Origin of the sequence: Methylobacterium sp. Leaf94 (assembly GCF_001426045.1) — a bacterium.
Lineage (GTDB): Bacteria > Pseudomonadota > Alphaproteobacteria > Rhizobiales > Beijerinckiaceae > Methylobacterium.
On sequence record NZ_LMRM01000062.1, the window covers coordinates 144358 to 170103 of the forward strand.

Genomic DNA, 25746 nt, shown 5'->3' on the forward strand with positions numbered 1-25746 from the left:
GAGGCCGTCAGCCCAGGGGGGATCGGCCCTCGAGCGCGCCGAACTGCAGGTAGTGCAGCATCGGGTCGATCTGCTCGGCCCGGACGTCCGGGTTGGCCGCCTCGTAGGCGTTCGTGTGGAAGCCGGCGGACGGATCCCGCCCTTCCTTCCAGCCGAAGTCGTGATAGTGCGCCAGGGGATCCATGTTGGCGGCGGCGACGTCCTGGTAGGCCGCCAGATACCCCTGGGTGTCGAAGATCGCGTTCGGATCGCGGCCCTCGTGCCAGCCGTTGGTCTCGTAGTGCTGGTAGGCGAAGGCGAAGCTGTCCCCGCCGGCCTTAAGCGCCGCCTGGGCGACGTCGAGGTTGGACAGCAGGTAGTATTCCGCGTCGAAGCCCGGGTGCGTGTTCAGGTCGAGCGCGCGGCCCACGGCGGCATAGGTCTCGCGCCCCTCGGCCTGGCCGAAAGCGAGGTAATGGACCAGGGGATTCATGCCCGCCGCCTTCACGTCCGGATTCCGGGCGAGGTACAGCTCGTTGTCGAAGCCGAGCGACGGATCGCGGCCCTCGTTCCAGCCGTTGGTCTCGTAATGCGTCAGGGGATTCACCTTCGCGGCCGCGACGTCCGGATTGGCCGCCAGGTAGCCCGTCGTCGAGAATTCCGCGTTCGGATCGCGGCCCTCCAGCCAGCCGAACTGGGCGTAGTGCGTGTCGGCATCCATGCCGTCCCGCCAGACGTCCTTGTTGCTGCCATAGTAGAACAGGTCGTCGACCAGCGGGCTGGCATCGTTCTCGACGATGGTCCCATCGGTGAACTTGATTTCGGAGATCCCGGTGACGTCGTGTGACAGTCCGCTCGGATCGATGACGAACGATCGCCCCTGCTCGATCCGGACCTGCGAGGCGTCGAAGGCGAACGCGAACGTGACGGCGTCGCGCGATCCCAGGTCCACGATCGCCCCGAGCGTCTGGGACGCGAGTCCCGGATGGTTCGCACCATCGGTGTAGGTCGCGTCGATGGCGAGCGCCTTGCCGCCATCCTGATAGCCGGGCGTATAGACGCCGGTGTTGTTCGTCTCGACGACGATCCCGTCGAGCTTGAAGTCGTAGGCGACGCTGCCGGCCGCCGGGTCGCCATCCGCATCCGTCACCCGGGCGGTCAGCCTCTGTCCCTCGACGGCCCGGCCATCGCTGAGGCCGGCCAGGAGCAGGCTGCCGGCCCGGTCCCCGTCCGCCACGCTGCCGCCCACGGCCGAGGCGACGTCCGCGTGGCCCTGCGCATCCGTGTAGCTGGCAACCACCGAAAGCACCTTGCCGGCCTCGGCGTAGCCGAGGGTGTACTGGCCGGAGCTGTTGGTCTCCACCGTGCTGCCGTCGAGCTGGAAGGCGTAGCTCACGCCCCCCGGTGCCGGGAGCCCGTCCGGGTCCGACAGGCTGGCGCTGACGGTCTGGCCTTCCGCTACCAGCCCCGACAGGAGCAGGCTGCCGGCGCGGTCCACGTCCGTGACGGTGCCACCCACCGCCGAGGCGATGTCCGCGTGGCCCTGCGCATCGGTGTAGCTCGCGACCACCGAGAGCACCTTGCCGGCTTCGGCGTAGCCGAGGGTGTACTGGCCGGAGGTGTTGGTCTCCACCGTGCTGCCGTCGAGCTGGAAGGCGTAGCTCACGCCCCCCGGCGCCGGGACCCCGTCCGGGTCCGACAGGCTGGCGCTGACGGTCTGGCCCTCCGTCACCGAGCCCGACAGGAGCAGGCTGCCGGCGCGATCCACGTCCGTGACGGTGCCACTTACCGCCGAGGCGATGTCCGCGTGGCCCTGCGCATCGGTGTAGCTCGCGACCACCGAGAGCACCTTGCCGGCATCGGCGTAGCCGAGCGTGTACTGGCCGGACGTGTTGGTCTCGACCGTGCTGCCGTCGAGCTGGAAGGCGTAAGTCACGCCCCCCGGCGCCGGGACCCCGTCGGGGTCCGACAGGCTGGCGCTGACGGTCTGGCCCTCCGCCACCGAGCCGGACAGGAGGACGCTGCCGGCGCGATTCACGTCCGTGATGGTGCCGCCCGCAGCCGCCACCACACTGTCATGGCCCTGCGCATCGGTGTAGCTGGCAACCACCGAGAGCACCTTGCCGGCATCAGCGTAGCCGAGCGTGTACGCGCCGGACGTGTTGGTCTCGACCGTGCTGCCGTCGAGCTGGAAGGCATAAGTCACGCCGCCGGCTGCCGGCACGCCATCGGGGTCCGACAGGCTGGCGCTGACGGTCTCGCCCTCCGTCACCGAGCCCGACAGGAGGACGCTGCCGGCGCGATCCACGTCCGCCACGCTGACGCCCACGGCGGAGGCGATGCCGGCGTGCCCTTGCGCATCCGTGTAGCTCGCGACCACCGCGAGGACCTTACCGGCATCGGCGTAGCCGAGGGTGAACTCGCCGGAGGTGTTGGTCTCCACCGTGCTGCCGTCTAACTGGAAGGCGTAAGTCACGCCCCCCGGTGCCGGGACCCCGTCCGGGTCCGACAGGCTGGCGCTGATCGTCTGGCCTTCCGTCACCAGGCCAGACAGCAGGACGCTGCCGGTGCGGTCCACGTCCGTGACGGTGCCACCCACAACCGAGACGATGCCGGCGTGGCCCTGGCCATCGGTGTAGCTCGCGACCACCGAGAGGACCTTGCCCGCATCGGCGTAGCCGAGGGTGTACTGGCCGGACGTATTCGTCTCGACCGTGCTGCCGTCGAGCTGGAAGGCGTAAGTCACGCCGCCCGGCGCCGGGACCCCATCCGGGTCCGTCAGGCTGGCGCTGACGGTCTGGCCTTCCGTCACCGAGCCCGACAGCAGGACGCTGCCGGCCTGGTTCGCGTCCGCCACGCTGCCGCCGGCGACCGAGGCGATGTCGGCGTGCCCTTGCGCATCCGTGTAGCTCGCGACCACCGAGAGCACTTTGCCCGCATCGCCGAAGCCGAGCGTGTACTGGCCGGAGGTGTTGGTCTCGACCGTGCTGCCGTCGAGCTGGAAGGCGTAAGTCACGCCGCCCGGCGCCGGGACCCCATCCGGGTCCGACAGGCTGGCGCTAACGGTCTGGCCCTCCGCCACCGAACCCGACAGGAGGACGCTGCCGGCGCGGTCCACGTCCGTGACGCTCCCGCCCACGGCCGAGGCGATGTCCGCGTGGCCCTGGCCATCGGTGTAGCTCGCGACCACCGAGAGCACCTTGCCGGCATCGGCGTAGCCGAGCGTGTACGCGCCGGACGTGTTGGTCTCGACCGTGCTGCCGTCGAGCTGGAAGGCATAAGTCACGCCGCCCGGTGCCGGGACCCCGTCGGGATCCGACAGGCTGGCGCTGACGGTCTGGCCTTCCGTCACCGCGCCCGACAGGAGGACGCTGCCGGCGCGGTCCACGTCCGTGACGCTGCCGCCGACAGCCGAGGCGATGCCGGCATGTCCCTGCCCATCGGTGTAGGTGGCGACCACCGAGAGCACCTTGCCCGCATCGCCGTAGCCGAGGGTGAACTCGCCGGAGGTGTTGGTCTCCACCGTGCTGCCGTCCAACTGGAACGCGTAAGTCACGCCGCCCGGTGCCGGGACCCCATCCGGGTCCGACAGGCTGGCGCTGACGGTCTGGCCCTCCGCCACCGAGCCCGACAGGAGTAGGCTGCCGGCGCGGTCCACGTCCGTGACGCTCCCGCCCACGGCCGAGGCGATGTCCGCGTGGCCCTGGCCATCGGTGTAGGTGGCGACCACCGAAAGCCCCTTGCCGGCATCGCCATAGCCCAGGGTGTACTGGCCGGAACTGTTGGTCTCGACCGTGCTGCCGTCGAGTTGGAAGGCGTAGCTCACGCCGCTGGCCGCCGGCACGCCATCGGGGTCCGACAGGCTGGCGCTGATGGTCTGGCCTTCCGCCACCGAGCCCGACAGGAGGACGCTGCCGGCGCGGTCCACGTCCGTGACGCTGCCGGCCGAGGCCGAGGCCGAGTCGGCGTGCCCCAGGGCGTCGGTGTAGGTGACCGTGACGGCGATGATCTTGCCGCTGTCGCCGTAGGTCGGCGTGTAGCTGTTGGAATCGGTGGCCTGCAGCACCTGATTCGCGACGATGTCCAGGAAGGTGTAGAGCGCCGGCCCACCGGGCACAAGGCCATCGGCATCGGTGAGGGTCGCCACGATGGGCGTGCCTTCGGACGCATTGCCGTCGGTCAGCCCGGACAGCGTCAGGTCTCCGGGCTGATTGGTCTCAGCGATCGTGTAGGGGCCGGCCGCATAATCGCCCGGAATGAAGACCGCGTTGTTGACGTCCGCGAAAACGTTCAGGCTGGTCGGCCCGCCGATCTGGGCCGTCGGGAGGCTGAGTTCCAGCACCGAGCGATCGGCGTTGTAGGCGTGGGTGAGGGGCGTGACCGAAACGAGTGTCCCCCCGTCGACGCCCGTATAGAGATACGGTTGCCCGTCCGGCGCGATGTTGATGTTGAAGTCGTAGCCGCCGTAGAGGTCAAAGATCTGGTATCCGGTCGCCGTGTTGGCATCGGTGTCGAGCCAGATCGTGGTGAAGGTTCCGATGGCGGTCCCGGCGGGTGCCGTGATGGCGAAGGTCGCCACGCCGCCCTCGATGTGCCCGTAGAGGCCGTAATCCATCGGCCCGCCGTCGATGGGATTCAGACGGTCGGAAGGCGCCCATTCCCCGAGATTACCGTCAATCGTATACATGGCGTCCCTGTCTCCCTACGACAGAAAAATACGAACAACGACGACCACAGCTTATCTATCGACGCGGACAGGGTCCGATGCGCGCTCCGGAGAAGCCAGACGAGCTTCAGTAAAGATCAGGCCGCCAGAACAACCGTTCGCCACTAGACGATAACGCTGCCGTTTTTTCGTTCAATTTTACGTACCGCAGCGGGACAACGAGTAAAATCAAACCTTTGGTTCTTTGAATAACGAAAAATGATTAGATGCTTCGCGCGAATTCTGGCGGACAGGCGTCCGAGGCTGCGGACGCGGCGCACGGCCCTTCGGCCGCGCCGCCGACCGCGTCCGGTTGATCGCTTCGGTTGGCACGTGCGGAACGGCCCCCCTCCCGTGTGCGGGAGGGGGGCCGCAGGAACCAACCGGAGGGGGGACCCGGCCCATCCGTTCGATCCCTTCGGGAGACCGGATCTGGGCTTCGCTCAAGGGCCGCGCAGGCTTGCCGATCCGGGCACCGCCTCGATCGAGCGGAGCCCGGATCAGGTGCTCAGGTTCAGGCGGTAGCGGTAGGCGTCGCCGCGGAACAGGCCCTCGACATACTCGATCATGACCGCGTCGCGGTTGTAGCTGTGGCGCTTGATCAGCAGGCAGGGGAGGGGCTGGGCGAAGGCGAAGATCTCGCATTCGGCCGCATTCGGCATCGTCGCCTCCACGGTCTGCTCGCAACGCACGAGGCGGCCGCCCGGGTGCTCGGCCAGGAAGGCGTAGACCGAGCCGGAGAGGTCGCCGGTCTCCAGGCTGGGCACGGCCCGGATGTTGTACCAGGCCACCTCCCGGGACATCGGCACGCCGTCGCCGGAGCGCACGCGGGTCAGCCGCAGGAACGGGGCCGTGGAGGGCAGGCCGAAGATCGAGGCGATCGAGCGGTCCTCGGCGACCACCCGCTCCAGGATGCGGGAGGAGGGGATCTTGCCCAGCTCCCGCATCTCCTCGGTGAAGCCCTTGAGGCGGTCCATGCCCGGGCGCACCGGCTCGGGGCGATGGCGCACGAGGAAGCCGGAGCGTCCGCGGGGAACGAGGAGCTCCTCGTCGCTGAGCTCGGCATAGGCCCGCTGGACCGTGACGCGACTGACGCCGAGGCTGTCGGCCAGCTGACGCTCGGCCGGCAGGATGACGCCCGGCGGAAGGGAGCCCGACAGGATCAGCTCGCGCAGCTGGCCCTCGATCTGCCGGTAGAGCGGCATGGCGGTGTCCGCGCGCAGCCGCAGGAGGGACAGCACCGAGGGGCGATCACCGGCCGCCGGATCCGGCGCGACATCGCCGTGTATCGTTGGATTTCTGGGGCGCACGTCCGTCCGACCTCCGGTACGAATACTTATATCGGATCGGGCCGGGGTGCTCCATGCGGGTCTTCGTCATCGGCAGCTTCGTGATTGCCTGCTCGGTCAAGGTCCCGCGGCTGCCGCAGGCGGGCGAATCCCTCGGGGGCTCGGCCTTCCGCGCGGAGCCCGGCGGCAAGGGCTTCAACCTCGCGCTGGCCGCGCACCGGCTCGGCGTCGGGGTGGACGGGCTCTTCGCCGTCGGCGCGGACGTGTTCTCCCCGGTGGTCCGCTCGACCTTCGCGCAGGTGGGCTTTCCCGAGACCATGCTGGTGCCGCATGCGGGCTCGACCGGCGCCGGCGTCGCCTTCGTCGATCCGGCGGGCGAGAACTGCCTCGCGGTCTGCCTCGGGGCCAACCTCGCCCTGACGGCGGCGGATGTCCGGGCCGCGGCCGACCGCGTCGCGGCCGCCGACCTCGTGGCGGCGACCTTCGAATCCCCGGATGCCCCCATCCGCGAGGCCTTCGCCCTGGCCCGGGCGCGGGGCCTGCCCACCCTGCTCAACCCGTCGCCGATGCGCCCCCTCGACCCCGCGATCCTGGCCGACACCACGCTCCTCGTCGTCAACGGGATCGAGGCGGCCGCGCTCGGCCTCGGCCCGGCCGAGGCCCTGGCCGAGACGCGGCGCCCGACGCCCGCCATCGCCGCCCTCCTCGACGGGGGCCTCGACCACCTCGTGGTCACCCTGGGGGAGCGCGGCGCGGTCGCGTTCCGCCCCGGGCTGCCGCCCCTGCGCCAGCCGGCCTTCCCGGTGGCGGCCGTCGATACGGTCGGGGCGGGCGATGCCTTCGCGGCCGGCCTGATGGCGGCCCTGCTGGCGAAGGCGCCCCTCGGGGCGGCCCTGCGGCGGGCGGCGGCCTGCGGGGCGCTGGCCACCGCGCAGTTCGGCGCCTTCGACGCCTTCCCCACCGCCGCCGCGCTGGAGGCCTTCCTGGACGGGGCCGGGCCGGACGCCGCCTCCGGCGACGCGGGCCTCAGCACGGGGCCGACGGCCCGCTGAACATCGAGAGCGAGGCCACGATGCTCAGGAGTTCCGCCTGCCGCTTGGTGCCCGTCTTGTTGAAGATCGAGGTGAGCTGGGTCCGCACCGTGCTGGTCTGGACGCCGACGCTCTCGGCATAACTCTGCAGGCGCAGGCCCCCGGCCAGGGCCTGGAGCAGGCGCGCCTCCGCCGGGGTCAGGTCGAACAGCAGGTGGAGGAGGCCGTCATCCGGCGCCGCCCGGGCGCCGACCTGCACCAGGATGAGGAGCACCGCCGAGGCGTCGAAGACGTCGCCGGGGTGCCGGTCGAAGCGCAGGATGTGGGCGATGCGGGCGCGGCGGTCGGCGTAGCCGCGCACCGGCATGGTCTGGGCCGCGCGCCGGCCGGCGACCACGTCGGCGATCGCGTCCTGCAGGAGCTTGCTGTTGGCCAGGCTCTTGAACAGGAGGCCGCCATGCTGGCCCGAGGGCAGGATCTCGTCCTGCTCCTCCAGGCGGGCATTCATGGCCAGGACCCGCCCCGAGGCCGACAGGACCGCGGCCGGCAGCCCGATCCGGTTGAGGGCCGTGGTGGTGGTGCGGGCGCGCCCGGAGCCGAATCGCGCCCCGAGCCGGCAGGCGCGGACGAGATGCGGCCGCAGGGCATCGAGGCGCGGCAGGAGGCCGGCCTCGTGCGGACCGGCCTCGGCCCGGCGCTCGGCCGTGACGATCGCCACGTCGCCGGTGGGGAGGGGGATCGTCGTCCCCACCTGCCAGAACGGTTCGTCGACCCGGGAGGACCGGCCGTCATAGGAACCCGGCAGCAGGTCGACGTCGCGGACGAAGCTCCCCTGGGCGAGGGCGCGCCACTGCGCCGTGCGCCCGCTGCCCCGCCAGGACGCGGCGTCGGTGTGATGCCGCAGGCGGCGCTCGAGGGACGGGGAGGCGATCCAGCGCGGCGTGCCCGCGGGCGGCAGGACCATGAGCACGCCGCCATCCGAATGCGCCGTCTCTCCGAAGCATTGGAGGACGTCCGGCCAGAATTCGGGCGTGCCAGCCGCTTCATAGATCCGGTCGATCAGAGTTTCCCGCATCGGCCCGCCCCACTGATGATGTGTCTGATCTTGATAAGACCAATATCAGTCCAAAACCGGCGGCGGTATCCTCCGAATGGGGGATGTCGCCGGCCCGAGCTGGGCGCGGGGCCGGCGGCAGGTCCCTCCGCCCGCGGAGGACGGTGCGGCGGGCGGTCCCCGGCCGGTCGCGCGGTACGCGGCAAACCCCTGGCGAGACGGTGCTTATTCGACGGGGCCGGGGCACCGGCCGGAGCCGGTGGCGACCGGCACGGCCGCGGCCGTGCCTTCCGGACCTGCCGAGACTGTCCGCGTTTCGGAGGATCCCGCCATCAGGACCTTCTGCGCCAGCGCCGTCGTCGTCCTGTCCTGCACCGCGACGCGGGCCGACGAACGGAACGACGGGCCCGATCTCGCCTGAGCCCAGGCTTCCTCGGCCCTGAAGCGCGGGCCGATCGGCTCCCCGGAGGCGACCCTCGCGACGGTCGCGCCACGGGCGGGATTCGTCGCCCGCGACCGCACGGAGGTCGACGAGGCGCCCGTGGCGGGCGCCGTGAGCGTCATCGCCACGGCCCTGCCGGCCGGCGCGAGCCGGGGTCTGTCCATCGCCGCGCCCATCGGCCCGACGAGCCTTCTCTGCATCCGGCGCACCCTCGCGGGCGCCCTGCCCACCGGCCTCGCCACCGGGCTCGGCGTCGCAACGGTCCACCTGACCGACGGAACCCTGGCGGCCCGCTGGGGCGCCGGCCGGACCGCATCCACCCGGGCCGGACGCGGTTTGTTAAGCGCTTTCGGCCTTACTGAAGCCGGGCGGACACAGCCTCCGGCCGCCCGGGTCGGGACCGTCGTCGCGGCCGCCCGTGCCCCGGAGCGTTCCTGGTGCGTGTGATCGGAATGGCCATGACGGGACGGCACGCAACTGCGCCGCACGGCGCCTGGCGCGCCGCGTTCGCGGACCTGGTGGGCTCCGATGCGCGCCTGCTGGCCTTTGCCCGGCGCGCCGCCTGGATCCTCGTGCCCCTGACCCTCGGGGTGGTGGCGGTGCTGTACGGCACCGGCCCCGAGCCGCGGCGGAACTGGCGGGGCGACGTGCTCGGCGTGGATTTCAGCCAGATCTGGGTCGCGGGCCGGGTCGCGCTGGAGGGCCGCGCCGGCGAGCCCTACGACCTGCCGGTGCACCTCGCGAACCTGAAGGCCGCGTTCGGGCCGGATTGCCGCTTCGCCTGGCACTACCCGCCGGTGTTCCTGCTGCCGGCCGCCGCCCTGGCGGTGTGGGAGCCGCAGGCCGCCTTCTGGCTCTGGACCGCGCTGTCCGTCGGCCTGTTCACCCTCGCGATGGGACTCGCGGCCGGGTGCCGCGACGGGGCCGGGATCGCGCTCGCGCATCCGCTCGTCTTCTGCACGCTCGTCTATGGCCAGAACGCCCTGTTCACCGCCGCGCTCCTGACCCTGGGCGCGACCCTGGTGGACCGGCGCCCCTGGCTCGCGGGGCTGTGCTTCGGGCTGCTCTGCTACAAGCCGCACTTCGCGGTGCTGGCGCCGCTCCTGCTCCTGGCCACCGGCCGCCGGGCCTGCCTGGGCGCCTGCCTCGCCACCATGCTCGCCCTCGCCGCCGCCGCCCTGGCGGCGTTCGGCCCGGCGCCCTGGATCGGGTTCCTCCGGACTCTCGGCACCACCAACCAGATCATCCTCCGGGACGCCGGGGCGGGCCTCGACGTCAACGCCAGCGCCTTCGGCGCGGTGCGGCTCGCGGGCGGCACGATGGCCGCCGCCTGGGCCTTCCAGGGCCTCGTCGCCCTGGCGGCGCTGGCGCTGGCGCTGCGCAGCTGGCGCGGGCCGACGCCCGCGCCGCTGCGCGCCGCCGCTCTCCTCGCCGCGGTGCCGCTGCTCTCGCCCTACCTGCCGGTCTACGACCTCGCGCCCCTGGTGCCCGCGACCCTGTTCCTCGTCCTGGCGGCCCGGGACGCCGGCGGCCTGCGCTGGCCGGAGCGGGCCCTCCTGTGCGCGACGCCCCTGTTCGCCCTGCCGCGCCTCGTCGCCGACCTGACGGGGGTGCCCCTCGGGCTCGGGCTGGCCCTGGCCGTGCTCGCCTGCGTCGCCCTCCGGGTGCTCCACCCCGGCGGGGCCCCGATGCGCCCCGGTCCGTCGACGGCCCCGCGGCCGGGCGGCCTGGGGCACCGGGAGTCCGCGCCGCGCGCGTGAGATCCCAAGCCCCGCGCGAGACCCGGAGCCCCCCCCGGACTCGCCCGAGGGACGAACCGTCCGCGCAGCGCCCGACCCCTCGCCCTGCCGGATGCCGGCGAGGTCGTCCCGGTCCGCGGGCGCGTGGTACGGGTCGGGGTCGGGTCGGACGGCACGCCATCGTCCGCGCGGGCGCGAAAAGGCTCCGCGAAGGCGCGAGACGTGAACCCGCCGAGACCGATGCGTGCGCCACCCGCCGGGATGCGTGCCGGGGCGCCGGCCCACGGCCCCCGCGCCCGAGAAACCGGTTTCCCCTTTCCGGTCCGATGCTCTAAACCTGGCCCCAGAGTAGAACATTTCCAAAGGCGGCCGGCGGGGTGTCCCGGCGGGCGCGGGACCAGGGAACGCCATGCGCATCGGACTGTTCGTGCCGTGCTACGTCGACGCCTTCGAGCCGGAGGTGGGGGTGGCCACCCTGGAGCTGCTGGAGCGCTTCGGGCTCGACGTGGACTACCCCTTCGACCAGACCTGCTGCGGCCAGCCGATGACCAACACCGGCTGCCACGCCGAGGCCGCCGCCACCGAGGCCCTGTTCGTGAAGAACTTCGCCCCGTTCGACTACGTGGTGGCCCCGTCCGGCTCCTGCGTGCACCAGGTGCGCGAGCACCTCACGGCGATCCCGCAGACCGAAGAGGTCAAGGCGGTGCGGGCCAAGACCTTCGAGCTGGTCGAGTTCCTGCACGACATCCTCAAGGTCGATGAATTCCCCTGGGCCGAGTTCCCCCACAAGGTCGGCTACCACGGCAACTGCAACGCGCTCCGGGGCATCCACCACGCCCGCCCGTCCGAGCTGAACGCGCCGTTCTTCTCCAAGCCCCTGGATCTCCTGAAGAAGGTCAAGGGCATCGAGATCGTGGCCCCCGCCCGGCCCGACGAGTGCTGCGGCTTCGGCGGCACCTTCTCGGTGTTCGAGCCCGCCGTCTCGGCCAAGATGGGCTACGACAAGGTCGCGGACCACGCCCAGGCCGGGGCCGCCTACGTCGTCTCGGCCGATTCCTCCTGCCTGATGCACCAGAAGGGCTGCGCCGAGCGGCTCGGCGTGCCGCTCAAGTACATCCACATCGCCCGCATCCTGAATGGAGCGACCGCATGAGCGCCTCCGACGAACTCCGTCCCCGGGAGAACCTTCGACCCCGCGACGATGCCCGCCGCGACGGCGTGATCCATCCCGAGGTGCTGGCCGCGAACGACGAGAGCGAGCGGGGCCAGGACGGCCGGCGCCTGCAGTACGCGGAGGGCGCCTCGCGGCCGATCTCGGCCGAGGCCATCTCCCCGAAGGCGCCCCGCGAGCCGCAGCCGCGCGGCGCCAAGATCCGCGGCGACCGGCCCATCGACCAGGCCGAGGCCGCCGAGCGCTTCCTCGCCGCGCCGCTGCACCAGAAGGCGCACGACGCCCGGCTCTGGGACCTGCGCTCCAAGCGCGACACCGCCGCCTTCGGCATCCCCGAATGGGAGGAGCTGCGCGAGCTCGCCTCCCAGATCAAGACGCACACCCTGGCGAACCTCGACCGCTACCTCGAGCAGTTCGAGGCCCAGGCGAAGGCCAACGGCGTGCACGTGCACTGGGCCGCCGACGGGGCCGAGCACAACCGCATCGTGCACGGCATCCTCAAGGATCACGGCGCCAAGTCGCTGATCAAGTCGAAGTCGATGCTCACCGAGGAATGCGGCTTCCGGCACTACATGGCCGGCACCGGCATCGAGGTGATCGAGACCGATCTCGGCGAGCGCATCCAGCAGCTCGACAACGAGGAGCCGAGCCACGTGGTGGTGCCGGCCGTGCACAAGACCCGCTTCGACGTGGCCGAGGTCTTCTCCCGCACCATGGGAACCGACCCCGAGAACGACGACGCCCACTACCTCGCCGAGAGCCAGCGCATGCACACGCGCCCGCTGATCCTGGAGGCGGATGCGGGGCTCACCGGCTGCAACTTCGCCATCGCCGAGACAGGCACGGTGGTGACCTGCACCAACGAGGGCAATGCCGATCTCTCGGGCAACGTGCCGAAGCTCCAGATCCACTCCATCGGCATCGAGAAGCTGATCCCGCGCATCGAGCATCTCGGCGTGTTCCTGCGCCTGCTCTCGCGCTCGGCGCTGGGCTCGCCGATCACCCAGTACACCTCGCACTTCCGCGCGCCCCGCGCGGGCACCGAGATGCACATGGTGCTGGTCGACAACGGCCGCTCCGAGCGCCTCGGCATGGAGGAGTTCTGGACGTCCCTGAAATGCATCCGCTGCGGCGCCTGCATGAACACCTGCCCGGTCTACCGGCGCTCGGGGGGCCTGTCCTACGGCGCCACCTATTCGGGCCCGATCGGGCTGATCATCGACCCGACCTTCAACAAGCGGAAATACTCGACCCTGCCGTTCTCCTCGACGATGAACGGCTCCTGCACCAATGTCTGCCCGGTGAAGATCAACATCCACGAGCAGATCTTCGCGTGGCGGAAGGTCTTGGCCGAGGAGCACCAGATCCCGCTCCTGAAGCAGGGCATGATGAAGGCGGCGGGCCAGGTCCTGAGCCGCCCGGCCACCTACCGGGCGGCCATCGGCGCCGCCGATTCCGCCCTCAAGGTGCTGCCGCGCTTCGCCGTCTACAACCCGCTCAACACCTGGGGGAAGGGCCGCGAGATGCCCGAGGCCCCGCGCCAGACCTTCCACGCCTGGTACAAGCAGAACCGCATGGGCCAGGCGGGGGGCAGGAAGACCGGCGACACGACCAAGACCGGCGACACGACGAAGAGTGCGACATGAGCGTCCGCGAAACCACCCTGGCGCGCATCCGCCAGAACCGCCCGGCGGGCGATTACCCCCTGCCGGAGGTGCCGCTCTTCGCGCCGCTGGTCGGCGACGACCACGTGGCCGAGTTCGGCGAGCGCCTGAAGCGCATGGGCGGCCGGCTCGCCGAGGCCGACCCCGGCGGCGACCCCTTCGCCAGCGTGCGCGAGCGCCTGGCCGACGCGTCGGTCATCGCCTCGGCCGTGCCGGAGATCGCGGGCAACCGCGATCTTGGCGCCGTGGCCCGGCCGCAGGACCTCGCCGACGTCGACGTCGCCGTCGTGCGGGCGGTGTTCGGGGTCGCCGAGACCGGCTCGGTGCTGTTCACGCAGGCCGAACTGCAGGTAAACGCCGTCGCCTACCTCGCCCAGCACCTGGTGGTGCTCCTCGACCCGGACGACATCCTGGTGAACATCCAGGCGGCCTACCGCCGCCCGGACTTCGCCCACGCCGATTACGCCGTGCTCCACACCGGCCCCTCGGCCACCGCCGACATCGAGGGCGTGCTGATCCACGGCGCGCAGGGCGTGCGCTCGCTCACGGTGATCCTGGTGCCGCGAGGCTGAGGGGTCAGGTCATCCCCAACGAGGCCTGCACGTCCGGCGTGACGAGCTTGCGCATCCGCCTGGCGAGGCTGGTCGGCGCGTTGCAGATGGTCACGAGACGCCAGACGATGGACCAGCCATCCTGCACCGGCGCCTGGGTGAACGAGCGGTCCCCGACGCTGGGCTGGCGGATGCCGTTCTGATCGGCAAGGTAGTATTGCCAGACGGAGTAGGGGTTCGGAGTCGGGTCGGTGAAGCTCTGGGCCAACCGATAGAACCCGGCCGGATAGGTGATCCCGGTGCGTCCCTGGAACGGCGTCGGGTGGTTGATCCCGATCGAGTTCACGATCGTGTTCTGATCGAAGACGATCGACGTATAATAGAAGTTTGGATCCGCGCGATAGAGGTACTGCATAATATCGCCGACCGTATTGCCCTTCACCTGGCTGAGATCGACGCGCGTTTTGTAGAAGACGCCGACCACACTGAAATCAACCGCCATGGCTTTCCTCCCGGCATTGGTGCGCAGCGCCAAACCACAGCCGTTGCAGCGTGGCGTGATCTCTCAGGACTTCGTCCCGAAGATTGTCTTCATCGACTCCACTGAAGATATTTCAAGTTGTCTCAGCTGCGGTAGTTTTGCAACCTGAGATTTTCAACTCTCGAAAACGTGAGGCGCATGGCGATGGTCTCGTCCGCGAGTCGTCCGCAGTCTCGCGAACCATCCCCAGGTTCGGCGGGCACGATCTCTGCTGCCACAGGCGCGATCCTTGCTATGATGGCCGCCGAGACCTGCCGGCAAGGAGCGGATGGTGCGCTATCAACTGGGCTGCAACTTATCCTACAATATCCTCTCGGACACGACCTTCATCTTCAACCTCGAGGTCGCGCGCCTGCGTAGCGTCGAGATCCTCAGCGAGAGCCTGATCCTGTCGCCGAACCTGAAGCGCGACATCTACATCACGCCCGACCTCCAGAACCGCTACCTCGGCGTCAACGTGCCGGTGGGGCAGTTCGCCCTGGAATACAGCGCCGAGGTCGAACTCACCGTGCACCGGGCCGACCCGGCGACGGTCAACGAGACGCCGATCTCCCAACTGCCCCTCGACATCCTGCCGTTCCTGCTGCCGAGCCGCTTCGTCTCGTCCGACCGGCTGACGCCCTTCGCGCTGGCCGAGTTCGGCGCCCTGCCGAAGGGCCACCAGCGGGTCAACGCGATCTGCAACTGGATCCACGACCACCTGACCTACCAGCCCGGCACCAGCGACGGCGAGACCACCGCCGACGAGAGCCTGCTCAAGCGGGCCGGGGTCTGCCGCGACTTCGCCCATATCGGCACCGCCTTCTGCCGGGCGCTCGGCATCCCGGCCCGCTTCGTCAGCTGCTACGCCCACGGCCTCGTGCCGAGCGACTTCCACGCGGTGTTCGAGGCCTATCTCGACGGGCGCTGGTGGCTGTTCGATGCGACCCGCCAGGCCGACCTCGACGGCCTGGTGCGCATCGGCGTCGGGCGCGACGCCGCCGAGATCGCCTTCTCGACGCCCTGGGGCAACATGCAGCCGGTCAACCAGCAGATCCGCATCGTGCGCGCGGACGGGCAGGGCAGCCCGCCCCAGCGCACGGTCGACGCGATCTCCACCGAGGAGCCGGCCCCGCACGCGGGCGCGGCCTAGGGTTCTGTCAGGTTCCTCCCGAACCTGACGGACTCTCGAATTCTTTCCTGTCGTTCGTCTTGTCGGAACAACCGGTTTCCACCGATCCCCGACAAACGCGAAAGGGGTCTCGGGCGATGCGTCGCGCCGGAGCGACCGTCCGGCAGCGTCCCGCGGCACGGGTGCTCTCTGCTGCGACAGCGACCGTATGCACGCCTGTCCGCACGACGCGGCCCTCCTCCCGACCGAGGGAGGGGAACGCGCCTTCTCCGGACGGCGCCAGAGGTGTGAGTCCCATAGCATCGAGAAGGGAGAGTCCGTCGCGGTCATGACAACCGTGGTGATGCGACGGAGCCCCGACAGCCGGCGCGCCGGGTCAACATCTCGCGAAAGTTGGATAAGAATTGTTCCAAATTCAATTGATCCGCGTGTTTTCCGTCGACCCAGGCTATAAGAGCCTATAGGCAGCGTGTCCTATTCAGACCGAGACGATGGAACGACACACGATGACGGATCCTGATCGGCCACGAGGGACAACATCGGCGGCTTACCGGATGGCCTTTCGGGCGGTCCGCGCCCTCTGGCCCGAGACCGGACTCGTCGCAGGCCTTCTCGCCGCCCAGACGCTGATCACGACGGAGTTGGGAAAACCGGGAAACCCGACAGCGGGTCCGCCCGGTATCCTGGCCGATCTGGCCGCAACGGTCTTGGTGCTGCCCTACACGATCGCGGTCTATCGCTATGCCATGGGCCTGCCGGTGGGCAGCCTTCGAGACCGGGTCAGGCAAGTCGTCCGGCGGAAGGATTTTCTGGCCTACAACCTTGGACTCTTCCTCCTCGGCATCCTCCTGGCCGAGGCTTGGACCCTCTCTTTCCCGTACCACTCCCTGGTCTTCGTCGTCCTGTGCGGGCCGTCCTTCTGGCTGACGACGCGCCTCTTCGTCATGGGACCGACCCTCGCCCTGGACGGCTTCGATGTCACGGTCCGTGAGGCCTTTCGGGTAACGGCCGGCCAAATCTGGACCCTGTTCCTGCTCGGATTCTACGTGACCCTTCCCCTCCTTGGCGCCATCCTCATCGTTGGGCTGGCCGCCGGTGTCGTGAACTGCGGGCTGAATCTGAAGCCCGCCCCGGCCTCCTTTGGCGCCCTCTTCCTGCCGTCCAGTGTCTTCGGACATGTTCTGAAGGCCGTGTTGGAGACGAAAATCTTCCAGAGACTCCTGCTCCCCACGCCCCCCCAAGATGTGAGATGATCGATCCGCCGCGGTGGCTCGATTTTCGCGACGGGGCCGCAGGAGCATCGCCCATGGCCTATCGTCACACCGTCGGCCCCCGCACCCACGTCTTCGCCGATCTCGCGGCCCTGATGGCCAAGGCGACGCCGGTGCGCTCGGGCGACCGGCTCGCCGGCGTGGCGGCGGAATCCGCCGAGGAGGCGGTGGCGGCCCGCTGGTGCCTCGCCGAGGTCCCCTTGCGCGAGATCCTGGCCCGGCCCCTGATTCCCTACGAAGCCGACGACGTCACGCGCCTCATCGTCGACACCCACGACGCGGGGGCCTTCGCCGAGATCGCCCACCTCACCGTCGGCGACTTTCGCGAGTTCCTGCTGACGGCCTCGTCCGGGACCCTGGCGCGGATCGCCCCCGGCATCACGCCGGAGATCGCCGCGGCGGTCTCCAAGATCATGCGCAACCAGGACCTGATCCTGGTGGCGCGCAAGTGCCGGGTGGTCACGCGCTTTCGCAACACCATCGGGCTGCCGGGGCGCCTCGCCGTGCGGCTGCAGCCCAACCACCCCACCGACGATGCCGCCGGCATCACCGCCTCGATCCTCGACGGCCTGTCCTACGGCTGCGGCGACGCGGTGATCGGCCTCAACCCGGCCTCCGATTCCGTCTCGACCCTGAGCGGCCTGCTCCACCTCTTCGACGACCTGATCCGGCGCCTGGAGATCCCGACGCAAGGGTGCATCCTCACCCACGTGACCACCACGATCGAGGCCATGAACCGGGGCCTGCCGGTCGACCTCGTGTTCCAGTCGATCGCGGGCACGCAAGGGGCCAATGCCAGCTTCGGCGTCACCCTGCCGATCCTCCGGGAGGCGCACGAGGCGGCGGTGGCCCTCAAGCGCGGCACGGTCGGCGACAACTGCATGTACTTCGAGACCGGGCAGGGCTCGGCCCTCTCGGCGGGCCAGCACCACGGCATCGACCAGCAGACCCTGGAGGCCCGGGCCTACGCGGTGGCCCGGCCGTTCCGGCCCCTCCTCGTCAACACCGTGGTGGGCTTCATCGGGCCGGAATACCTCTACGACGGCAAGGAGATCATCCGGGCCGGGCTGGAGGACCACTTCTGTGGCAAGCTCATGGGTGTGCCGCTGGGCGTCGACGTCTGCTACACCAACCACGCCGAGGCCGACCAGAACGACATGGACACCCTGATGACCCTGCTGGGGGCGGCCGGCTGCACCTTCATCATGGGCATCCCCGGCGCCGACGACGTGATGCTGAATTACCAGTCCACCTCGTTCCACGATTCCCTCTACCTGCGCGAGGTGCTCGGCCTGAAGCGCGCCCCGGAATTCGAGGCCTGGCTGGAGCGGATCGGGCTCACCGACGTGGACGGCGCCCTGCTGCCGGAGGGGCCGAGCGCCAGCCTGATCGCCGCCGCGCCGGGGCTCGCCGATCCCGGGCTGGCCGCATGAGCACCGAGGCCGACCCCTGGGCCCGCCTCGCCCGGCTCACCCCCGCCCGCATCGGCCTCGGCCGGGCCGGCTCCGGCCTGCCGACCCGGGAGGTCCTGCGCTTCGGCCTCGCCCATGCCCAGGCCCGGGACGCCGTGCACACGCCCCTCGACGCCGAGGCGGTGAGCGCGGGCCTCGCGGCCCTCGGGTTCGAGACGCTCCGCGTGGCCTCCGCCGCGCCGGACCGGGCGACCTACCTGCGGCGGCCGGATCTCGGCCGCACCCTGACGGAGGAGGGCGCCGCGGCGCTCGCCGCCCGCAGCGACGGCCCGGTGGACCTCGCCCTGGTGGTCGCCGACGGCCTCTCGGCCCGGGCCGTGCAAGAGGGGGCGGCGGGCCTCCTCGCCGCCTTCCAGCCCCACATCGCGCGGGCCGGCTGGCGACTCGCACCCATCGTGGTGGCGACGCAGGCGCGGGTGGCCCTCGGCGACGGCATCGGCGCGGCGCTCCAGGCCCGCGCCGTGGTGGTGATCATCGGCGAGCGGCCCGGCCTGTCCTCGCCGGACAGCCTCGGGCTCTACCTCACCTTCGCCCCGCGGGTGGGGCGCTCGGATGCCGAGCGCAACTGCCTCTCGAACGTGCGCCCGGCCGGGCTCTCGCACGCGTTGGCCGCGTTCAAGCTCGACTGGCTCCTGACCCAGGCCTTCGCGCTGGGGCTCTCCGGCGTGACCCTCAAGGACGACAGCGGGCCCGCCCTCGCGGCCGCCCCGGGGCCGACCCTGCTGGGCGACGGGTCCGAGCCGGCCTGAGGTTGGCAAAGCCTTCGCGCGGGGACCCGGGACGAACCCCGCCGTCGCCTCAGGTTGTCCGGAAGAAATCCCGCCCCAAAGCGTGGCTGTGGCGAGGTCGCAACACCCCGAAAGCATCCCGACTTTGCCTTGGGAGACCCCTCTCGCCGCCGCGATCCCGCCATAAACCGGGACCACCTCAGCAAGGGCGGTAAACGATAGTTCCCCCAACGCTTTACCGCGGAGTTCAGACGCTTTCCGAGAAACGGTCCGGTGGGCCGCGCGCCGTGGGTCCCCACGGAACGCACCCATCTGTTCGCGGTCGCGCCGAACCCACACATGCGTATCAGGCCGGGGCGGTGAGACACACGATGGACGCGAGCAAAACCGACAAGTCGAAGCTTCCGAGCCGCCATGTCACGGAGGGGCCCGAGCGCGCGCCCCACCGCTCGTACCTCTACGCCATGGGCCTGACCCGCGAGCAGATTCACCAGCCGCTGGTGGGCGTCGCCTCCTGCTGGAACGAGGCCGCCCCCTGCAACATCTCGCTGATGCGCCAGGCGCAGGCGGTGAAGAAGGGCGTCTCGGCCGCCAACGGCACCCCGCGCGAGTTCTGCACCATCACGGTGACGGACGGCATCGCCATGGGCCATGCCGGCATGCGCGCCTCGCTGCCCTCCCGCGAGGTCATCGCCGACTCGGTCGAGCTGACCATGCGCGGCCACGCCTACGACGCCCTCGTGGGCCTGGCCGGCTGCGACAAGTCCCTGCCCGGCATGATGATGTCGATGGTGCGCCTCAACGTGCCGTCGATCTTCATCTATGGCGGCTCGATCCTGCCCGGCTCGTTCCGGGGCCGTCCGGTGACGGTGCAGGACCTGTTCGAGGCCGTGGGCAAGGTCGCGGTCGGCGACATGTCCCTCGAGGACCTCGACGAGCTGGAGCAGGTCGCCTGCCCGTCGGCCGGTGCCTGCGGCGCGCAGTTCACCGCCAACACCATGGCCACCGTCTCCGAGGCCATCGGCCTGGCGCTGCCCTACTCGGCCGGCGCCCCGGCGCCCTACGAGATCCGCGACAGATTCTGCATGACCGCGGGCGAGAAGGTGATGGAGCTCATCGCCAAGAACATCCGCCCGCGCGACATCGTCACCCGCAAGAGCCTGGAGAACGCGGCGGCCGCCGTCGCGGCCTCGGGCGGCTCCACCAACGCGGCCCTGCACCTGCCGGCCATCGCCCACGAGTGCGGCATCAAGTTCGACCTGTTCGACGTCGCCGAGGTATTCAAGCGGACGCCCTACATCGCCGACCTGAAGCCGGGCGGGCGCTACGTCGCCAAGGACATGTTCGAGGTCGGCGGCATCCCGCTCCTGCTCAAGACGCTGCTCGACCACGGCTTCCTGCACGGCGACTGCATGACCGTGACCGGCCGCACCATGGCCGAGAACATGGAGAAGGTTCACTGGAACCCGGACCAGGACGTGGTCCGCTCCGCCGCCACCCCCCTGACGCCCACCGGCGGCGTCGTCGGCCTGCGCGGCAACCTCGCCCCCGAGGGCGCCATCGTGAAGGTGGCCGGCATGTCGGAGGACAAGCAGGTCTTCACCGGCCCGGCCCGCGTGTTCGACGGCGAGGAGGCCTGCTTCGAGGCCGTCCAGAAGCGCACCTACAAGGAGGGCGAAGTCCTCGTCATCCGCTACGAGGGTCCGAAGGGCGGCCCCGGCATGCGCGAGATGCTCTCCACCACCGCGGCCCTCTACGGCCAGGGCATGGGCGACAAGGTCGCGCTCATCACCGACGGGCGCTTCTCGGGCGCCACCCGCGGCTTCTGCGTCGGCCATGTCGGGCCCGAGGCCGCCGTCGGCGGTCCGATCGGCCTGATCCGCGACGGCGACGTCATCACCCTCGACGCCATCAAGGGCACCCTCGACGTGGCGGTCTCCGACGCGGAGTTCGCGACGCGTCGCGCCGCCTGGAGCCCGCGCACCAACTCGGCCACCTCCGGCTACCTGTGGAAGTACCAGCAGACCGTCGGGCCGGCGGTGAACGGCGCGGTGACCCATCCGGGCGGCGCCGAGGAGACGCACACCTATGCGGACATCTAGGACAGCCCTCGGCCGCGCCCCGCGGCCGGTCCGGGCCGCCCGGGATCGGCCGCTCGCCCCGATGGGCCGGCGGCTCGCCGCGGCGGTCGGGCTCGTGCTCCTCGGCGCCCTGCCGGGGGCTCTCGGCGCCCTGCCGGCGGCGGCCCTCGACGCCACCGCCCGGACACCGGTGCCCAGCGGCAATTACCGCAGCGCCCGCGAGGCCCTGCGCATGGGCGTGCGCGACTACAATGCCGGCGACAAGGAAGGGGCCGCCCGCGCCCTGGAATACGCCGCCGAACAGGGCCATGCCCTGGCGCTGTGGAAGCTCGGCCGCATGTATGCCGAGGGCGACGGCGTGCCCCACGACGACCTCAAGGCCTTCGAGTTCTTCTCGCGCATCGCCGACGACACCACCGACGAGGGTCCGGACGCCCAGAACTCGGGCGTGGTCGCGAGCGCCTTCACGGCCCTGGGCGCCTACTTCCTCGACGGGATCAAGGGCACCTACGTGCGCCCGAACCCCGAGCGCGCCTACGACATGTTCAACTACGCCGCCTCGTATTTCGGCGACCCGAACGCGCAGTACAATCTTGGCCGGCTCTACCTCGACGGCACCGGCGTCGACACCGACGCGCGCCAGGCGGCGCGCTGGTTCAACCTCGCCGCCGAGAAGGGCCATGCCCCCGCCCAGGCCCTGCTCGGCCAGCTCCTCGTCAACGGCCAGGGCGTGCCGGCCCAGCGCGCCCGCGGGCTGATGTGGCTCTCAATGGCCCGGGAAGCCGCCCAGGGGCGCAAGGACGACTGGATCGTCGCCCTCTACGAGAAGGCCTGGGCCTCGGCCAGCGAGGAGGACCGCGCCGCCGCGATGGCGCAGGCCTCCCAGACCACCGCCCAGGTCACCGGATCAGCGCGCCGCCGGCGCTGAACGCCGACGGTCGCACCGCTTCGGGTGACCAATTCGGGCGATCAGTTCGGAGACGTCCGGGCCGCCAGCGCCGTGACGAAGGACGGGCGCGCCAGGGTGGCGTCGACGTAGCCGGCGAGCTTGGGCCAGCGCCCGGCATCGACGGATTCGCCAGCCAAGTGCAGGTTGTGGAAGCCCGTGGCCACCGAGATGTCCGCGACGCTGAAGGCGTCGCCGACGAGGTAGGGCCCGTCGATCTGCCCCTCAAGGTAATCGTAGATCTTCGGCAGGTCCTCGTTGAGGGCCTTGGCGACGGCGCCCTCGTCGCCGGGCTGCCCGAGCATCTTCGGCTTCACCACCCGGTTGGCGAAGGGGGCGATGATGACGTCGAACATCTCGGTGTCGCCGTACTTGTCGAACCAGATCGCGCGGCCGCGGGCCTTGGCCTCGGACGGGTACAATGCCGGGCTCGGGAACTTCGCCTCCAGGTAGGTCAGGATCGCGGAGGAATCGGCCAGCAGGAAGCCGTCATCGTCGAAGGCCGGGATCTTGCCCAGCGGGCTCGCCGCCTGGAAGGCCGGGTCCTTGTCGTGGAAGAACAGCGGGATGTGCTCCGCCTCCTGGCCCTTCTCGGCCAGGGCGACGAGCACCTTGCGGACGTAGGGCGAGTAGCTGGTGCCGTAGAGTTTCACGCGGGGGGTTACTCCGTGTTGGGGGGATTCTGGTGGGGGATTGCCGGAGCCCAACCCCCGGGCGCGCCGATCGTTCGCTCACGCGTCCGTGAGATCCGCCGTCACGGGCACGTGGTCGGAGGGTTTTTCCAGGCCGCGCAGGTGCTTCTGCACCGAGGCCGAGGTCAGCCGGTCGGCGGCCTGCGGCGAGAGCAGGAGGTGGTCGATCCGGATGCCGGCGTTCCGGTTCCAGGCCCCCGCCTGATAGTCCCAGAAGGTGTAGAGGCCGGCCCGCGGATCGCAGGCGCGCAGGGCATCGGTGTAGCCCTCGGCGAGGAGCGCCCGGAACGCCGCCCGGCTCCGGGGCAGGAACAGCGCGTCCCCGCGCCAGGCCTCGGGGTCGGCCGCATCCTCCGGCTCGGGAATCACGTTGTAGTCGCCAGCCAGCACCACCGCCTCCTCGGCCTCGCGCAGGCCCTGCGCATGGCGCCGCAGCCGCTCCAGGAAGCCGAGCTTGTAGGGGTATTTCGGGCTGTCGGCCGGGTTGCCGTTGGGCAGGTAGATCGAGGCGACGCGGACCGGCCGCACGCCCTCGCCGGAGATCAGCGCCTCGATGTAGCGGGCCTGCTCGTCGGTGTCGTCGCCGGGCAGGCCGCGGAGGATTTCGGACATCGCCAGGGGCGCGCGCACCAGCAGGGCGACGCCGTTATAGGCCTTCTGCCCGAGGGTCTCGACGGCGTAGCCCGCCGCCTCGATCTCCGCCCGGGGAAAGCCCTCGTCCTGGCATTTCAGCTCCTGCAGGCAGACCACGTCGGGCTTGGCCTCGTCGAGGAAGCCGACGAGGTGACCGACGCGCTGCTTGATCGAATTGACGTTCCAGGTGGCGATCCGCATGGGCAGGGAGTCTCTGGGAGCTGGGGCGCGTGGATGCCCGTCATCGGGCCTTCGCCGCGGGCTGGCAAGGCTTCGACGGCGAGGCTCGGATCGAGGCGTTGCGCTCCGCAGGCGCGACGGGCGATGACGGGGAGGTCCGGATGGACGGGGACTGGCTGACGCCGATCTGCGCCTATTGCGAGCGCAGCGATCCCGGCTTCTGGGCGGAGCCGGTCAACGCCCTGTCGAACGGCGCCTTCCTGATCGCCGCCGCCCTGGCGGCGGCGCGCGTGCGCCGCGCTCGCACGGGCGACAGGCCGGCCCTCCTGCTCAGCGCCCTGGTGGCGGTGGTGGGCGTCGGCTCGTTCCTGTTCCACACCCTGGCGGTGCGCTGGGCGCTGCTGGCCGACGTCATCCCGATCGCGCTCTTCATCTACGCCTACTTCCTCCTGGCGATGCGGCGCTACTTCGGCCTCGGGACCGGGGCGGCGCTGGCCGCCACCCTGGCCTTCGCGGCCGTCAATCTCGGCCTGGAGCCCGCCCTCGACGGGCTCACCGGCCGGTCGACGGACGCGCTCACCAACGGCTCGATCGCCTACGCCCCCGCGATCCTGGCGCTGGCGGGCGTCGCCGCCGGCCTGCTGGCGCCGCGGGGCGGTCCCCCGGATCCCGCCCGGCGCGAGGCCGCCATGATCCCGCCCGGCGCGAGGCCGGGCTCGGCCTCTTGGGAGTCGCCGCCCTGTTCGCCGTCTCGCTCGCCTTCCGCACCCTCGACCGGGCGGTGTGCCCGGTCTGGCCCCTGGGCACCCACGCCCTCTGGCACATCCTCAATGCCGGGGTGCTCTACGCGCTCATCGCCATCGCGGTCCGCTACCGTCGGCGCCGATCGTAACGCCGCGTCACCCCGACGGCCGGCCGTTTTGTTGCGCCCCCCGGCAAATCGTTGCAGAAGATCGGGCCGCGCCGAGCGCGGCATTCGCCTCCGCCGATCGACGCCGGGCCCGCACCGCCGCCGGACGCGGCAGGTCTCGGACCCGGCAGGTCCACGGCGCGACAGAGTGACGGAACACACCCATGACACAGAGCCTTCGCCTCGGCGTTGCCGGCCTCGGCACCGTCGGCGCCGCCGTCGTCCGGATGGTCGCCCGCCGGGCCGAGGCCCTCGGCCAGACCAGCGGGCAGGCGATTCGCGTCACCGCCGTCTCCTCGCGTGACCGGAGCCGCGACCGCGGCCTCGACCTCGCCGGCGTGACCTGGTTCGACGATCCCGTCGCCCTGGCGACCTCCGGGGAGGTCGATTGCGTGGTCGAGCTCATCGGGGGCGCCGAGGGGCCGGCCCGGCAGACGGTGGAGGCGGCCCTGGCCGCCGGCAAGCACGTGGTCACCGCCAACAAGGCGCTGCTGGCCAAGCACGGCGCGGCCCTCGCCCGGCAGGCCGAGGCGGCGGGCGTGGCGCTCGCCTACGAGGCCTCGGTCGCCGGCGGCATCCCGGTGATCAAGGCTCTGCGGGAGGGCCTGACCGGCAACGCCGTGTCGCGCGTCTACGGAATCATGAACGGCACCTGCAACTACATCCTGACCCGGATGGAGCGCGAGGGCCTGACCTTCGAGGCCTGCCTCAAGGACGCCCAGGCCCTCGGCTATGCCGAGGCCGACCCGACCTTCGACGTCGAGGGCTTCGACACCGCCCACAAGCTCGCGATCCTGACGAGCCTCGCCTTCGGCACCGAGGTCGACGCCGAGGGCGTTTCGGTCGAGGGCATCTCGGCGATCCAGCCCCTCGACCTGACCATGGCCGAGGAACTCGGCTACCGGATCAAGCTCCTCGGCGTCGCACAGGCGGCGGCCGGGGGCATCGAGCAGCGGGTCCATCCGACCATGGTGCCGAAATCCTCCGCCATCGCCCAGGTGATGGGCGTGACCAACGCGGTCACCATCGATGCCGATGCGGTGGGCGAGCTCACCCTGATCGGTCCCGGTGCCGGCGGCGAGGCCACCGCCTCGGCCGTGGTCTCCGACATCACCGACATCGCCGCCGGCACCCGCCGCCCGACCTTCGGACGCCCCGCCGCCGCCCTGAGCCCGTCCCAGCGCGTCGCCATGCAGCGGCACGAGGGCGGCTACTACATTCGCCTCACCGTGCACGACCGCCCCGGCGTCGCCGCGGGCGTCGCCACCCGCATGGCCGAGCGCGACATCTCCATCGAGAGCATCCTGCAGCGCCGCTCCGAGAGTGCGGCCTCGAAGGACCCGCATGGCCGCTCGGGCCAGCCGGTCCCCCTGGTGCTGATCACCTACGCCGCCACCGAGGGCACGATCCGGGACGCCCTCGACGCGATCGCGACCGACGGCCTGCTCGCCGAGGCCCCCCAGCTGATCCGGATCGAGCGCGAATAGGGGCCGTGCGCACGATCTGGGGATGAACGAAGAAAACTGCGCGCGCGGCGCGAAACTTCATGCCAAACG

General features: G+C 70.8%; 19 protein-coding genes and 1 pseudogene. 14 read left to right on the forward strand and 6 right to left on the reverse strand.

Translation table 11 applies throughout. From position 1 onward, the window contains the following. Positions 1-7: 7 nt before the first annotated feature. Both ASG63_RS21715 and ASG63_RS21720 read right to left on the reverse strand, forming a co-directional pair. Entirely contained in the window at positions 8-4666 is a 4659-nt protein-coding gene (locus tag ASG63_RS21715) for a beta strand repeat-containing protein (RefSeq protein ID WP_056221635.1), read from the reverse strand. A 518-nt stretch (positions 4667-5184) separates the two neighbouring features. After that, positions 5185-5889, reverse strand: a complete 705-nt coding sequence (locus tag ASG63_RS21720; RefSeq protein WP_244472601.1) for a GntR family transcriptional regulator — start codon at positions 5887-5889, stop codon at positions 5185-5187. A 158-nt stretch (positions 5890-6047) separates the two neighbouring features. Here ASG63_RS21720 and ASG63_RS21725 point away from each other — a divergent pair, with 158 nt between their 5' ends. Next, positions 6048-7025: a PfkB family carbohydrate kinase gene (locus ASG63_RS21725; protein ID WP_056221638.1), complete on the forward strand. Its 978-nt coding sequence runs from the start codon at positions 6048-6050 to the stop codon at positions 7023-7025. Here ASG63_RS21725 and ASG63_RS21730 read toward each other — a convergent pair. Further along, positions 7000-8079, reverse strand: coding sequence for a helix-turn-helix transcriptional regulator (locus ASG63_RS21730; RefSeq protein WP_056221640.1), 1080 nt, complete (start codon positions 8077-8079; stop codon positions 7000-7002). The two genes, ASG63_RS21725 and ASG63_RS21730, sit on opposite strands and share 26 nt — an antisense overlap. A gap of 520 nt (positions 8080-8599) precedes the next feature. Between ASG63_RS21730 and ASG63_RS26090 the strand changes: the two genes are divergently transcribed. From ASG63_RS26090 to ASG63_RS21755, 5 genes are all read left to right on the forward strand, one after another. Continuing rightward, a complete protein-coding gene (locus ASG63_RS26090; RefSeq protein ID WP_056221643.1) occupies positions 8600-8947 on the forward strand; it encodes a hypothetical protein in 348 nt (115 codons plus the stop codon). 11 nt (positions 8948-8958) lie between these two features. After that, positions 8959-10260: a glycosyltransferase family 87 protein gene (locus tag ASG63_RS21740; protein ID WP_244479997.1), complete on the forward strand. Its 1302-nt coding sequence runs from the start codon at positions 8959-8961 to the stop codon at positions 10258-10260. A 388-nt stretch (positions 10261-10648) separates the two neighbouring features. Further along, positions 10649-11392, forward strand: a complete 744-nt coding sequence (locus ASG63_RS21745) for a (Fe-S)-binding protein (RefSeq protein WP_056221646.1) — start codon at positions 10649-10651, stop codon at positions 11390-11392. Then, entirely contained in the window at positions 11389-13056 is a 1668-nt protein-coding gene (locus ASG63_RS21750) for a lactate utilization protein B (protein ID WP_056221651.1), read from the forward strand. Before ASG63_RS21745 ends, ASG63_RS21750 begins: the two co-directional genes overlap by 4 nt. Then, positions 13053-13646, forward strand: coding sequence for a LutC/YkgG family protein (locus ASG63_RS21755; protein ID WP_056221654.1), 594 nt, complete (start codon positions 13053-13055; stop codon positions 13644-13646). The genes ASG63_RS21750 and ASG63_RS21755 overlap by 4 nt, the downstream gene beginning before the upstream one ends. A 4-nt stretch (positions 13647-13650) precedes the next feature. Here the strand turns inward: ASG63_RS21755 and ASG63_RS21760 are convergent, their stop codons facing one another. Then, on the reverse strand, positions 13651-14127 hold the full coding sequence (locus ASG63_RS21760; protein WP_056221659.1) for a hypothetical protein: 477 nt from the start codon (positions 14125-14127) through the stop codon (positions 13651-13653). Positions 14128-14437: 310 nt separating this feature from the next. Here ASG63_RS21760 and ASG63_RS21765 point away from each other — a divergent pair, with 310 nt between their 5' ends. From ASG63_RS21765 to ASG63_RS21790, 6 genes are all read left to right on the forward strand, one after another. Continuing rightward, positions 14438-15298 carry a transglutaminase-like domain-containing protein gene (locus ASG63_RS21765; RefSeq protein ID WP_056221813.1) on the forward strand — a complete coding sequence of 287 codons (861 nt, stop codon included), beginning with the start codon at positions 14438-14440 and terminating at the stop codon, positions 15296-15298. Positions 15299-15831: 533 nt separating this feature from the next. Then, positions 15832-16530, forward strand: a complete 699-nt coding sequence (locus ASG63_RS21770; RefSeq protein WP_056221662.1) for a hypothetical protein — start codon at positions 15832-15834, stop codon at positions 16528-16530. Positions 16531-16583: 53 nt separating this feature from the next. After that, positions 16584-17981: an ethanolamine ammonia-lyase subunit EutB gene (locus tag ASG63_RS21775; protein WP_056221665.1), complete on the forward strand. Its 1398-nt coding sequence runs from the start codon at positions 16584-16586 to the stop codon at positions 17979-17981. Beyond that, complete coding sequence (gene eutC, locus ASG63_RS21780; protein WP_056221668.1) at positions 17978-18769, forward strand: ethanolamine ammonia-lyase subunit EutC; 792 nt, start codon at positions 17978-17980, stop codon at positions 18767-18769. The genes ASG63_RS21775 and eutC overlap by 4 nt, the downstream gene beginning before the upstream one ends. Positions 18770-19119: 350 nt before the next feature. Next, positions 19120-20850, forward strand: a complete 1731-nt coding sequence (gene ilvD, locus ASG63_RS21785) for a dihydroxy-acid dehydratase (protein WP_056221671.1) — start codon at positions 19120-19122, stop codon at positions 20848-20850. Positions 20851-20911: 61 nt separating this feature from the next. Next, positions 20912-21757, forward strand: a complete 846-nt coding sequence (locus ASG63_RS21790) for a tetratricopeptide repeat protein (RefSeq protein ID WP_156394308.1) — start codon at positions 20912-20914, stop codon at positions 21755-21757. Positions 21758-21798: 41 nt separating this feature from the next. On the opposite strand, the gene ASG63_RS21795 is transcribed toward ASG63_RS21790, so the two are convergent. Further along, positions 21799-22428: a glutathione S-transferase family protein gene (locus ASG63_RS21795; protein ID WP_056221677.1), complete on the reverse strand. Its 630-nt coding sequence runs from the start codon at positions 22426-22428 to the stop codon at positions 21799-21801. Between the two features lie 78 nt (positions 22429-22506). Next, complete coding sequence (xth, locus tag ASG63_RS21800) at positions 22507-23301, reverse strand: exodeoxyribonuclease III (protein ID WP_056221680.1); 795 nt, start codon at positions 23299-23301, stop codon at positions 22507-22509. Positions 23302-23441: 140 nt separating this feature from the next. Between xth and ASG63_RS21805 the strand changes: the two are divergent. Beyond that, a pseudogene (locus ASG63_RS21805) lies at positions 23442-24172 on the forward strand (ceramidase domain-containing protein). Positions 24173-24354: 182 nt separating this feature from the next. Beyond that, the gene (locus tag ASG63_RS21810) at positions 24355-25677 is read left to right on the forward strand and encodes a homoserine dehydrogenase (protein ID WP_056221683.1); all 1323 of its coding nucleotides are present in this window, start codon (positions 24355-24357) and stop codon (positions 25675-25677) included. Positions 25678-25746: the final 69 nt, after the last annotated feature.